Below are 13,006 nucleotides of genomic sequence, written 5' to 3' on the forward strand. Positions count from 1 at the left end.
ATCTCATTCCTCTACTTCTTGTATTTGTTCTATATAACGGGCAATCGTTGTATCTTTCGGATAAGTTTCGTTTACGTAGTTTTTTAGTGTTTCTAGTAATTCTCCACGAACGACATAATCAGAAAATAAATGAAGTTTTCTTTCATATTCTTCCAAAATTTTTTCTGTCCGTTTAATATTATCATACACTGCTTGACGGCTGATATTATATTCTTCAGCAATTTCACCTAAAGAGAAATCATCCGCATAATACATCTCCATATAGTTCATTTGTTTTTCTGTCAACAAAGTGGAGTAAAATTCAAATAGTGCGTTCATCCGATTGGTTTTTTCAATTTCCATAGTTGTTGCTCCTATCTTCAATCCCCTTTAGGTTACCGATTTCAGAGTGATTAGTCAATAGTTCTTATTTGATTTTCGAGGATTTTTTCAAAAGATTCGATCAATCGATCGTAATAACTTTGCGCATTCGCACAAAAATCTTTTTTGGAGAAGCGTTCTTCCACAATTTTCTGTTGTTTTTGATCTTGAGTATACCCCATTAAAGTAGCTTCCGCACTGGGATCATTAAACAATCGTTTTAAAAGCGTCAAGGTAATTGGAAATATACTTGCCACTTCCTCTTCTTGTAATTGGAATTCTCCTAATAAAATTTCTTTTTCCACCAAATAAACATTTGTAAACTCATTATCAATAAAGTCATCTAAATCGATTTTTACTGGGAAGACACCTAAAAACTGTGCATCATCACTCGTAACATTGATTCCTAGTTCTTCTTTCACTTCTCTAAAACCATCAGTCACGGTTTCTTGTGCTAATAAGTGTCCTGCCGCTGTAATATCTAGTTGGTTGGGAAAGTCTTTCTTTATAGCTGATCGTTTTTGAAAATAAACAATCAGTTCGTTCTCCTGAATCGTATAAAACCAGCAATGAAAGGTTTCGTGCCAAAGCCCTCGCAAATGAATTTCTTGCCGTGTCGCTGTGCCGAGTTGCCGATAATTTCTATCAAATATTTTTAATACTTCACTTTCTGACATTACTATCCCTCACGTTCAATGACTGTTTGCCAATCATTTTCTGAAATCACAACAAGTCCTTGTGAAATAAAATAAGCTGTAGCAACTCCTGCTCCATCACGATGATTGCCAGAAAACGTACCATCATAAATACTCTTACTGCCACAAGACGGACTATTTTCTTTCAAAATAATCGTTGTAATATTATGTTCAATTAATTTTTGATACGCGATGATTGCTCCTTGTTTGAATGATTCAGTCATGTCCTCCCCTGTCTCAGTGAGGACTTTTGCTTTATCATTCCAGACATCAAAGCCATCTCCTCCCTTAATTTCAGCAGGTTCTCTAGGGATCGGTAGACCTCCAAGGACTTCCGGGCAAACGACTATTGCTTTGCCGTTGTCTATTAACTTTTTTAAGGCAGTGATTTCTTTTGCTTGGCCATCATAACGGCAGCAAACCCCACCCAGACATGCACTGATTCCTATCATTAGCTTCCCTCATTTCAATCTTTATCATTATACCATTTCTTTGACTTTGAAAGTAGTTTTAGAAACATTCCATAAAGTTTTTGATCCCCCGGAATCTGTGATAAAATAACCTTGTATTTATTTCGTATTTAAAGGAGCTAAATAGATGAAAAAAGTATTAGTCGTTGATGACGAACCATCGATTGTCACGCTGCTGACATTTAACTTAGAAAAAGATGGCTATGAAGTAATGACAGCCGTTGATGGAGCCGTTGGTTACGAGTTAGCTCTATCTAACCAGTTTGATTTTATTATTTTAGATGTTATGCTGCCCAATATGGATGGTTTAGAAATCACGAAATCACTGCGTAGAGAAAAAATCGATACACCTATTTTGATATTAACTGCTAAAGATGATCAAGTCGATAAAATCATTGGACTAGAAATCGGTGCGGATGACTATCTAACAAAACCTTTTAGCCCTAGAGAGGTTTTAGCTAGAATGAAAGCTATTTTCCGGCGATTAAAACCTGTGTCAAATAAATCAGAAGAGATGGCTGAAACTGTAAAAGCACCATTAATCTTAGGTGAGATCAGCGTGGATGAACAAAATTATGAAGTGACCGTCCGTGGCAAGAAAATCGAGCTGACGCCAAAGGAATTTGAATTACTTGTCTACTTTATCAAACGAAAGGATCGAGTGATTGATCGTGATACCTTATTAGACCGAATTTGGAATTATGATTTTGCAGGTCAAAGCCGTATTGTTGACGTCCATGTCAGTCACTTAAGAGATAAAATTGAAATTGATCCAAAACGTCCTGCTTACTTAATCACAGTTAGAGGATTTGGCTATCGTTTTCAGGAGCCTAAAAAATGAAAAAACGCCAGCGCTTTGAATATTTGATTGTTGGAATCGTGATGTTTGGTTTGTTTGTAGGCAGTATTTTTTTAACGAATTATTTTTTTAAAAAGGAATTATTATCACAGCAGGAAGAATACTTGCAAAAAAAAGGGACCTTGATCCTCGACCAACTTTCCCCCGATTTATTTTTAACGCAACAATTTTCAGCCCAAGAAAAAAAACTCATCGAGCATTATTCAACAGATAAAAATGAACGGCTGACGTTGATGAACGGGCAAGGAACTATTTTCTACGATAGCATCGACCCAGCGCTACACGATTCTAGAAGTAACAGACCTGAAATAAAAGCCATTCTTTCAGGTGCTGATTTTGGCTCTGACTTGAGAAAAAGCGCTACGTTAAAAAAAGAATTGCTTTATTTAGCGTTACCAGTTGAAAAAGATGGCCAACTGGTCGGTATCCTTCGCATGTCTGAGGAAACAACCCTGTTTTCCAATAGTATACAATCTTTCAAACGATATATTGTATTTACTTTGGGTTTGTTATTTTTGATTATTACAGCGTTTGTCTTTCTATTGCTTCATCAGAAAAATGAACCGCTTGTAACTGTTCTTCCGGTATTGAAAAAAATCGTAAAATACCCAGATGAGGCTCGCTCGATCATCCAAGATTCGCCCGAATGGAACGAACTATATCAAACGGTCAATCTTTTGAGCCAACAAATGAGTCAAACGTATTTAGCTTATACTTCCACTGAAGAGCAATTTCATGCTTTATTGGATGAATTAATGATTGGTGTGTTTATTATTGATGTAGATGGAAAATTGCAGCTGATCAATCCTAAGATGGTAAATATTTTAATGATCGATGAGAATGATGCAGGCAAAGATTATTTTGATGTAATCAAAGAACCTGCGCTGATCCATTTGATTCACCAAGTGATTACTGAAAAAAGTTCGATACATCAAGAAATCAAGTTGAGTGATTCGTTGAATGAAACTATTTTAGATATGTCTTTAAGATTCATTGAAGAAGACGGCAATGACTATCAGGTTCTTGGAATTGCTTATGACTTGACTCGTGTTAGACAGTTAGAGAAAATGCAAAAAGATTTTGTTAGTAATGTTTCACACGAATTAAAAACACCGGTTACCTCTCTCTTAGGTTTTACTGAAACTTTATTAGATGGCGCTAAAGATGATCCTGAAACATTATCGCAATTTTTAGAAATCATGCAAAAAGATGCGCTGCGTCTGCAGCAACTGATCCAAGAAATTCTACAGCTTTCTCGCGATGGTAAAAATATTTCTTATGATGATCAAGAAGTTATTTTACTTCCCTTTACACAAGAGATTCTTCGCTCTTATCGTAAGGCAATCAATGAAAAAGATTTAAAGATTGAGATTCTTGGTGATAACACAACAATTTATACAACCAAATATGAGCTATTTTATCCGATCATCAAAAATTTGATTGAAAATGCGATTCAGTATTCCCAATCAGATGGAACGATCACAATCGATTTTGGTTTCACTGATACCTTTTTCTTTGAAGTGAAAGATTCAGGTATCGGTATCAGTTTAGAAGATCAGGAACGGATTTTTGAGCGCTTCTATCGCGTTGATAAAGCCCGTAGTCGTCATTCAGGCGGAACTGGTTTAGGCTTATCGATTGTTAACAATTATACGGAACTATTAGGCGGAACAGTTACAATCGATAGTCATTTGGGGCTCGGTTCGACATTCAGAGTGAGGTTGCCAAAAACTTAAAAAAACAAAAAGAGGCTGACGTGATAACGTCAGCTTCTTTTTGACTCTTTAGGGGAAGAATTTATTTTTTAGTGATCGTTCCTGAGACGTCTCTTTCCACTTTCATTGCGGTCATTGGTAAGTAGCCTAGCTCTTTAACAACGCCTTCTTGTACATCATCTGTTAACATGAAATCTAAAAATGCTTTTACATCATCATCTGGTTGACCTTTTGTGTACATATGCTCGTATGACCAAATTTTCCATGAATTATCCGCAACATTTTCTTCTGTTGGTTTTACATCATCAATACTTAATGCTACTGTTGAGTCATCCATGTAGGAAAATGCTAGGTAACTGATTGCTCCAGGCGTTTGTGCGACGATTTGTCGCACAGTTCCTGATGAATCCTGTTCCTGTGATTGGACTGCTGTCGCCCCATCCAGACCCCATTTTTCAAACGTTGCCCGTGTACCACTTCCACTTGGACGATTGATCACAGCGATTTCTTGATCTTTACCACCTAAATCTTTCCAGTTTTTGATCTTTCCAGTAAAAACATCGATCAACTCTTGCTTGGTGATATTTTTTACACCAACGTCTTTGTTGACAACAGGGCCCATACCAACAACCGCCACACGATGATCAACAAGTTTCGATGCATCGACACCTGATTTTTCTTCGGCAAAGACATCAGAATTACCGATTGTTACAGCGCCGTCGGAGACTTGAGAAAGTCCAGTTCCACTTCCACCACCTTGTACTGAAATCGTATAATTCGGGTGCTCCGTTGTAAATTGATCTTTTGCCGCATCCACTAATGGCTGTAACGCTGTTGAGCCTACTGCTACGATTTTAACAGGTTGATTGCTATTGGTACCACTATCTTTTGATTTATTACTACTATCACCAGTTGCGGCTCCTTGGCTGCCGCAACCTGCGACTAAAAGTCCTACACTTAAAACAATTGCTGATAATAAACGTTTCTTCATCTTTACACGTCCTTTTCAATTAGTTACAAGATCAGTTTAACAGCGGTGTGTTAATTCTGTTTCAATGTTCTGTAAATAATGGGTAAATGAATGTAAAGGTTGTGTTTAGAAAAGGGTGTGAGACAAAAGTAAAAATCACTTTTGTTTCACACCCTAAATACGAATGAACGATGGGAGCAGAAGCAACTCTGTATTATTTCTCGGGATTAAGTGCTTCTGTTCTAGCCGCTTCTTTGATATACAGACCTATTCGTTTCATCGCTTCTTTTAATGTAGCTAAATCTGCCGCATAACTAATGCGGACATACCCCTCTGCTTCTTTACCAAATGCCACTCCTGGAATAATTGCAACTGCTTGTTCCTGAGCTAACGCCACACAAAATTTCATTGAATCTTGCTCATAGCCTTTGGGGATTTTGGCAAAAATGTAAAATGCACCATTCGGTCGAGCTACTTCAAAGCCGAAAGAAGTCATTTGTTCATAGACAAAGTCTCGTCGTTCACGGTACTCTTCTTTCATCACTGCAGCATCGTTCATCCCCTCAACTAATGCTCGAACTGCTGCTTTTTGAGAAATAGTAGAAGCAGCTGTAACTAAATATTGATGCACTTTGATTATTTCAGCAATCAACGTCTCAGGACCAAAAATAAACCCGATCCGCCAACCTGTCATCGCATGTGATTTTGATAAACCATTGATCAAAATCGTTTGCTCCGGGATAAATTCTGCGATCGATACATGCTGATCATCATAGGTCAATTCACTGTAAATCTCATCACTTATTACAAAAATCGAATAATTTTTCAATACATCAGCAATGGCTTTAACTTCCTCACGATTATACGTTACTCCAGTTGGGTTACTTGGATAATTTAGAATAATTGCTTTGACTTGATCACCATGCTCTAGCATCGCTGCTTCAATCATTGCAGGTGTCAAGACAAAATGATTTGAGGTTGTATCGATATAAATAGGTTCTGCTTGAGCCAAGGTGATTACGGGTTCATATCCTGGATAAATGGGGGCTGGCATCAACACTTTATCCCCTGGTTCCAAAATAGACAATAGACTTGCTGAAATCGCCTCAGTTGCCCCGACAGTTACCAAAACTTCAGAAGCTGGTTGATAGCTAACACCATATTTTTCTTTCATAAAAAATGTAGCTGCTTCACGGACATCAGTCAAACCTGACATACCAGAATAATGTGAAAAATTAGCTTTGATCGCATCATGCGCTGCTGTTTTTACATGCTCAGGGGTATTAAAATCTGGCTCTCCTAAAGTTAATTTTATGATTCCTTCGATATCGGTTACTTGTTCATCGAACTGACGAATCATCGAAACAGCGATTTTATCTACTTGTTTGTTAAATCTTTTGGTTAAATCCATCAAACCATCCCTTCTTATCTAATCTTGTAATTGCCAGTACTGAATGTTATCAAACCAGCGATAATCAAAATACTTATGTTCAATTGATATTTTCTTAATGGAATTATAATAGCATAATTTCGTCTAAAATGAAATTTGTATTTCAATTCCCAGTTTTTTCTTTCTAAATTCACATTTTCCTCTTGCGAAAGCTTCTTCTCTTCTTTATAGTTAAATGAAATGAAGGGAGAGAACCACATGAAAGGTATTAGAAAAGTTACAGCTTATATCCCAGGAGAACAGCCTGATTTTCCAGACATGATCAAGTTAAACACCAATGAAAATCCCTATCCACCTTCTCCAAAAACCGCAGATGTATTGAGAAACTTTGATATTGAACAATTGAAGCGCTATAGCTCTATTGATAATCTATCTTTAAAAAAAGCATTAGGTACTAAACACAAGTTATCTCCTGATCACTTTATAATCGGCAATGGTTCAGATGAAGTTTTAGCCTTTTGTTTTCTTGCCTTTTTTAATAGCCCTGATCCTATCTTGTTTCCGGACCTTACTTATGGCTTTTATAAAGTTTGGGCGGATTTATTCCAGATTCCATTTAAAGAGTTACCATTAAATAATGACTTTGAAATTGCCATGGCTGACTACACACAACTAAATGGTGGAATAATCATTGCCAATCCCAATGCACCTACTGGGTTATTCAAATCGCTCGCAGAAATCGAAGAGTTGCTGAAAAGCAATCAAGAAGTTATTGTAATCATTGATGAAGCCTACATTGATTTTGCAGGTCCGTCTGCTCTCTCACTTTTAGAAAAATATCAAAATCTGATTATCATTCGAACTTTCTCAAAATCAAGTTCCTTGGCAGGCCTAAGAGTTGGCTACGCCATTGGTAATCCGCTATATATTCAAGTTATAGAAAGTATCAAATCCTCATTCAATCCCTATTCTGTTGATACCTTAGCTGAAAAATTAGCTATCGCTGCTGTTGAAGATGAAGACTACTATCTAGGAATTACTAAAGAAATTTGTGAAACGAGAGACTGGTTTGCCCAAAAAATCGAAGACATTGGCTTTTCATCATTCGATTCAAAAACAAATTTTTTACTGATGACTCATCCTGATTTGACGATGCAAGATCTTTATCAGTATTTAGAAGCAGAAAATGTCTTCGTTCGTTATTTCCCTAAAATCAAACGATTGAATAAATATTTACGAGTGTCAATTGGAACTCAAGAAGAAATGAAGCAAGTCTATCTCTTGTTAAGTGACTATGTAGAAAAGAACAACGCGTGATTGAATAAACTCCAAGAAACCAGAAGTGTAGACCTGGATTTCTTGGAGTTATCCTATATTAGAATACGATTTAATTCAGTAGCGATTTACAGAAAAGTACACGCCTACTCTGTTTGGTGCTGATTGCACTACTATTTGGTCTTTTAAAAAGACGAACCAATAAACTTACCCCCCGCAGCATTCTTTTTTTTATACATTAATTGAAGATAAATCTAATAGACAATATTCATAACAAAAAACATCCTAACAATGAATGAAGGATGTTTTTAAGAAATTTATACTATTGAAACTTTAAAACAACTGTTTCAATTCTTTTATAAAAAATTGACCAATTGTACTGATCGTCTTATTTTTTTGATAGAGAACACAGATTTTATTGTTCGCACTATCTGCCAATGGAACCAAACGAATTTCTTTTTTAGTAAAACCCGTCACCACACCTGAGCCTGACGCATACGCATCTGTTTCTACAAGTAAATTCATCAATGTGCCTCGATCATTTGTGTAGATCACTGTTTCTTGCTCTTGATTTTCGATAAGATCTTCTGAAAAATAAGCAAAGTTACTGCCTTCTTGTGTAAAACGAACTTGAGGATAGCAACATAGCTGCTCTAGCTCAATTTCCTTTTGCTTCGCCAATGGATGATCTTTCCCAAGAAAAATATGTGTTTTAAAGCTTCCCATAACTTCGTACGTTAGGTTGGCTTGTTCCAAATACCGTTCAATTCCAGATTGATTTTGACTATTTAAATAAATAATACCTAGTTCGCTGTGATAACTTTTCACATCTTCGATCACTTTTAGTGTGGTTGTTTCAAATACACGGAAATTTTTGTATTGGTCTTTAAACTGCTGGATCACTTTCCCCATGACCTCACCTAGGAAATCATAATGTTGGGAAGAAATCGAGAAACGCTCACTTTTTGTCACTTCTTGATAGCGATTTTCAATCATTTCCATTTGGGTCAATATTTTTTCTGCATGCTCTAAAAAGGTCAATCCTTCTTCAGTCAAAGAAGCGCCTTTATTGGTACGTATGAATAACGTTACGCCAATCTCTTCTTCTAGTTCGCGAATCCCATTAGAAAGACTTGGCTGGGTGATAAAAAGTTTCTTTGCCGCTTCCCGAAAACTACCATTATTTGCAACAGCTACCACATATTTCATCTGTTGAATATTCATAGATGTCCTCCATTTTATTCAGAAAAATAGATTTTACGTCCATTCAAGGCTTGAACAGGACGATTGTTAAATGGCAGCATACCTTCATCGATCCGCTCAAAAAAGTCACGATCCATTTGTTGAATAGAATCAAAAACAAACCAATGAACCGGTCCTTTTGTTGGTGGCGTAGTAAGTGAGCCCAAATAGTGAAAATGGGATTTTTGCTCAGGTAAAAAAATCGAAGGATCAAACCACTGCTGATGGGTTCTTGCGTTCCACTCAAGAGTAGTCTGATTTTTTGAAAATTTATTTTCCTCTGCAGTAATCGTAAACAGGCAACCAACAACTAAGTTATCACCAGAATTATTCATATGAACAAGATGAAATTCTAAAGGTGAGTGCTTGCCATCGAGTGTATGTTCACTTGGTGTATGGAAGTGAATATCAGTCAAGTAATATTTTTCATTTTCGAAAACAATATAGCTTTCTGTATTTGGTGGAACAAAATGAAACGTATTTTTGAATTCTTTTTCTGTAAATTCTTCTGTTTTATAACAAAAATCAATTGCCCTGTCAGTAGCATTGCCATTGATTAAATTTTTTGATAAGTTGACGGGTGATTGGTAAGGGTACTTAGCCCCAATTGAGAACCAGTCACAAAGCGTATGCCAATGCTCTGGCCCACGCTCTCCTTCATAGCCCCACTCCACGTCCATATTGCGAATATTTTTCATCAAACCCCACCTTCTGATTTTATCGTTTGAATAACTGTATACTAATTATTATGAACAGTCAATTTTCAATAACTGCTTTGCTCTTTTTTTCAAAGTATAACATATCTGAATAAATCGAGCGATCAAGAAAAAAGTATAACTTTTGAATCAACCATCAAAAATTATACTTTTTAGTATAAACTATTTTTTCAACCAATTTTCAGGGTCTTGTTTCCACTCTTTTAGTAATACGACATCATTTTCTTCAATATAATTTGACTCTAGTGCTGCATCGATCAATGTAGAATAATTCGTCAAAGTAATTAAATCCATTTGTTGTTCTTCAAAATTTGCTTTCCCTTTTGGCAATTCATACGTAAAGATTGCTGCCACCCCAAGAACGTCTGCGCCTTCACGTTGCGCTGCATCCGCCGCTTCTAGTACGCTTCCTCCAGTCGAAATCAAGTCTTCGATCACAACCATTTTTTGACCTTTAAAAATACGACCTTCGATTTGGTTGCCTTTTCCATGTTCTTTCGCTTTACTGCGAATATAAACCATCGGCAAATCCAAAATATCTGCTACCCAAGCGGCATGGGGAATCCCTGCTGTCGCTGTTCCTGCAATAACTTGTACATCTGGATAAGCTGCTTTGATTTTCTCTGCTAAGCCTTTGGCAATATCTTTACGAACAACTGGATAGCTCATGGTGATCCGGTTATCACAATAGATTGGACTTTTGATGCCACTCGCCCATGTAAATGGTTCATTCGGGCTTAAAAAGACTGCTTCGATTTCTAATAAATCTTTGGCAATTTTTTTTGCTAATTCTGTCATTTGCTTGCTCCATTCCACTCATTTTTTATTTGTTGGTATGCTTTATAAGGTTCCTTAGCCTGTGTGATCGGTCGTCCTACTACAATATATGTCGAGCCGATTTTTCTTGCATCTGTTGGTGTCACGACACGTTGTTGATCGCCAATATCACTACCGCTTGGACGTATCCCTGGGGTTAAACACACAAATGTATCACTTGTTGCTTGATGAATGTCAGCGGCCTCTAATGCAGAACAAACGACACCATCTAGACCAGCTTTTTCGGTACACTCCGCATAGTGAATCACACTTTCCTTTAAAGGGACTTCAATCAATTGATCTTGTTGCATTTCTTGTTCACTTGTTGAAGTAAGCTGGGTCACAGCAATCAAAATAGGCACTTGTGCTCCAGGTTGGGTTCCTTTTATTAAGCCTGCTTTTGCGGCTTCCATCATTTTAACGCCACCTGCCGCATGAACATTCGTAATATCGACACCGAGTTTGGCTAGGCCGACCATTGATTTTTCAACAGTATTTGGAATATCATGTAATTTTAAATCAAGAAAAACAGCATGACCCATTCCTTTCAACCAGCGAACGATCTCTGGTCCTTCTTGATAAAACAGTTCCATTCCTACTTTAACGAATAACGATTCCTCTTTAGGGAATTTAGTTAAAAAATCGGCTACTTCTATTTTTGAAGGGAAGTCTAAAGCAATGATTGGTCGTTGACTCATACGTTTTTTTCCTCCCGAACGTCTTTGATTAGTTGCTCTAATGACTCAATACCAAGTTCCGCCATCCTTTTCGGCAACTCATCGATCAATTTAGGGCAAATATACGGATCTGTAAAATTAGCAGTCCCAACGGCTACAGCGCTTGCTCCTGCCATAAACATTTCTAAGACATCATCTACCGTTTGAACACCACCCATACCAATAATCGGCAAGCTTGAAATTTGAGAAACCTGATGGATCAAACGAATGGCTACAGGCTTGATTGCAGGTCCTGACAAACCTCCTGTTTGATTAGCCAATACCGGACGACGAGTTTTTAAATCGATCCGCATCCCTAACAATGTATTGATCATTGAAAAACCGTCTGCTCCGCCCGCTTCGATTGCTTGAGCGATTGGCACAATATCTGTCACATTTGGGGAGAGTTTTACGTAAATTGGAACTTTAGCTACTTTTTTCACTGCTTGTGTTAATTGAAAAGCCACCTCTGGATCTGTTCCAAATGCAATTCCACCATGTTTTACATTGGGACAGGAAATATTTAATTCAATGGCTTTAACATTTGGCGCATCACCAATTTTACGACAAACCTCGACATAATCTTCTTCACAAGCTCCTGCAACATTAGCGATGATCGGTACATCATACGCTTCAAGTGCTGGAAGTTTGTCATGCATCACTACATCCAAGCCTGGATTTTGTAGACCAATCGCGTTTAGCATCCCACTAGGTGTTTCAGCTACTCTTGGTGTTGCATTTCCAAATCGTGCTTGCGGAGTTGTTGCTTTGATCATAATCGAGCCAAGTTTTCCTAAATCGTAATATTTAGCGTATTCTTCACCAAATCCAAAACAACCACTTGCAGGAATGATAGGATTTTTCAACTCTAAACCAGGAATACTGATTGCTAACGGATTTTTCATCATAAAACCACCTCACTGGCTCTAAAAATCGGCCCTTCATCACATACTTTGACGCTTTTCGTTCCTGTTTCGTCATCTGGCACATGACATACACATGCGTAGCATGCCCCCATTCCGCAAGCCATCCGCTGTTCTAAAGAAAGAAAAACATTCGGGTTCTCTGGAAAAACCTGTGCAATCATTTTTAACATTCCATTAGCACCACAGGCATAAACTGCATCAGGCTGCTCTTTTTGAATTGCATCCAACAAAAGATTCCCTACATTGCCTTCAACGCCAAATGAACCATCGTCTGTCGCAAATCTCGTATCCCCTAAAGCGACAAATTCATCTTGGAAATAAGCAACTTCTTTAGAAGCATAGCCAAGAAAATGGACAACCTCAATGCCTTTTTGCTTTAATTGTTTTGACAATTCATACATAGGGGGAATCCCGATCCCGCCACCAATCACATACGCTTTTTGACCAGCTGTTAGACAGTTCACGTCAAATCCATTTCCTAACGGTCCCATAACATCTAGGACATCACCTGTCGAAAGTTCAGAAAAAATTTTAGTTCCATCCCCTTCTGTTCGGTATATGATCGTACATGTCTTATCTTTTTTATTAATTTGATTGATGCTGATCGGTCTTCTTAAAAGCATATCTGCTCGCGGTACTTTTATATGAATAAACTGCCCAGGCTTGTCCATCTCATTGACTAATTCTCCTGTCAACGTCATTCGGAAAATTCTCGGCGCTAATTGTTGTTGAGAGGTGATCGTCATTATTTCCTGTTTCATTTGTTCCACTCCTTTACAACTTAGGGGTGAGAAAGAGTAACTATTACGCTTCGATCAAATCATATGCAGTGCTAAAGCACTACTATCTTGAATGT

14 protein-coding genes are annotated in these 13,006 nt (G+C 37.5%); 3 read left to right on the forward strand and 11 right to left on the reverse strand.

What is annotated here, in order from left to right:
* Positions 1-3: 3 nt before the first annotated feature.
* Genes V192_RS0103775 through V192_RS0103785 form a run of 3 tightly spaced genes read right to left on the reverse strand, consistent with a single transcriptional unit; the run spans position 4 to position 1,507 of the window.
* Positions 4-342, reverse strand: a complete 339-nt coding sequence (locus V192_RS0103775; RefSeq protein ID WP_025869015.1) for a putative DNA-binding protein — start codon at positions 340-342, stop codon at positions 4-6.
* 50 nt (positions 343-392) lie between these two features.
* Positions 393-1,037: an NUDIX hydrolase gene (locus V192_RS0103780; RefSeq protein ID WP_025869016.1), complete on the reverse strand. Its 645-nt coding sequence runs from the start codon at positions 1,035-1,037 to the stop codon at positions 393-395.
* Positions 1,038-1,039: 2 nt separating this feature from the next.
* Positions 1,040-1,507, reverse strand: a complete 468-nt coding sequence (locus tag V192_RS0103785; RefSeq protein ID WP_025869017.1) for a 2-thiouracil desulfurase family protein — start codon at positions 1,505-1,507, stop codon at positions 1,040-1,042.
* A gap of 145 nt (positions 1,508-1,652) precedes the next feature.
* On the opposite strand from V192_RS0103785, the gene V192_RS0103790 reads away from it, so the two are divergent.
* On the forward strand, positions 1,653-2,366 hold the full coding sequence (locus tag V192_RS0103790; protein ID WP_025869018.1) for a response regulator transcription factor: 714 nt from the start codon (positions 1,653-1,655) through the stop codon (positions 2,364-2,366).
* Positions 2,363-4,120, forward strand: a complete 1,758-nt coding sequence (locus V192_RS0103795; RefSeq protein ID WP_025869019.1) for a sensor histidine kinase — start codon at positions 2,363-2,365, stop codon at positions 4,118-4,120. The genes V192_RS0103790 and V192_RS0103795 overlap by 4 nt, the downstream gene beginning before the upstream one ends.
* A 61-nt stretch (positions 4,121-4,181) precedes the next feature.
* On the opposite strand, the gene V192_RS0103800 is transcribed toward V192_RS0103795, so the two are convergent.
* Both V192_RS0103800 and V192_RS0103805 read right to left on the reverse strand, forming a co-directional pair.
* Positions 4,182-5,090: a phosphate ABC transporter substrate-binding protein PstS family protein gene (locus V192_RS0103800; protein WP_025869020.1), complete on the reverse strand. Its 909-nt coding sequence runs from the start codon at positions 5,088-5,090 to the stop codon at positions 4,182-4,184.
* A gap of 193 nt (positions 5,091-5,283) precedes the next feature.
* Positions 5,284-6,480: a pyridoxal phosphate-dependent aminotransferase gene (locus V192_RS0103805; protein WP_025869021.1), complete on the reverse strand. Its 1,197-nt coding sequence runs from the start codon at positions 6,478-6,480 to the stop codon at positions 5,284-5,286.
* Between the two features lie 237 nt (positions 6,481-6,717).
* Here V192_RS0103805 and hisC point away from each other — a divergent pair, with 237 nt between their 5' ends.
* A complete protein-coding gene (hisC, locus tag V192_RS0103810; RefSeq protein WP_025869022.1) occupies positions 6,718-7,776 on the forward strand; it encodes a histidinol-phosphate transaminase in 1,059 nt (352 codons plus the stop codon).
* Positions 7,777-8,067: 291 nt separating this feature from the next.
* On the opposite strand, the gene V192_RS0103815 is transcribed toward hisC, so the two are convergent.
* The 6 genes from V192_RS0103815 to V192_RS0103840 form a co-directional block, all read right to left on the reverse strand.
* On the reverse strand, positions 8,068-8,958 hold the full coding sequence (locus V192_RS0103815; protein ID WP_025869023.1) for a LysR family transcriptional regulator: 891 nt from the start codon (positions 8,956-8,958) through the stop codon (positions 8,068-8,070).
* A gap of 14 nt (positions 8,959-8,972) precedes the next feature.
* Positions 8,973-9,674 carry a carbonic anhydrase gene (locus V192_RS0103820; protein WP_025869024.1) on the reverse strand — a complete coding sequence of 234 codons (702 nt, stop codon included), beginning with the start codon at positions 9,672-9,674 and terminating at the stop codon, positions 8,973-8,975.
* Between the two features lie 180 nt (positions 9,675-9,854).
* A complete protein-coding gene (gene pyrE, locus V192_RS0103825; RefSeq protein WP_025869025.1) occupies positions 9,855-10,490 on the reverse strand; it encodes an orotate phosphoribosyltransferase in 636 nt (211 codons plus the stop codon).
* Complete coding sequence (gene pyrF, locus V192_RS0103830) at positions 10,487-11,206, reverse strand: orotidine-5'-phosphate decarboxylase (RefSeq protein ID WP_025869026.1); 720 nt, start codon at positions 11,204-11,206, stop codon at positions 10,487-10,489. Before pyrF ends, pyrE begins: the two co-directional genes overlap by 4 nt.
* Positions 11,203-12,132: a dihydroorotate dehydrogenase gene (locus tag V192_RS0103835; RefSeq protein ID WP_025869027.1), complete on the reverse strand. Its 930-nt coding sequence runs from the start codon at positions 12,130-12,132 to the stop codon at positions 11,203-11,205. The genes pyrF and V192_RS0103835 overlap by 4 nt, the downstream gene beginning before the upstream one ends.
* Positions 12,129-12,911 (reverse strand): dihydroorotate dehydrogenase electron transfer subunit, encoded by a 783-nt coding sequence (locus tag V192_RS0103840; protein ID WP_025869028.1) that lies wholly within the window; start codon positions 12,909-12,911, stop codon positions 12,129-12,131. The genes V192_RS0103835 and V192_RS0103840 overlap by 4 nt, the downstream gene beginning before the upstream one ends.
* Positions 12,912-13,006: the final 95 nt, after the last annotated feature.

It is taken from the genome of Enterococcus crotali (assembly GCF_000633635.1).
Classification (GTDB): Bacteria; Bacillota; Bacilli; order Lactobacillales; family Enterococcaceae; genus Enterococcus_L; species Enterococcus_L crotali.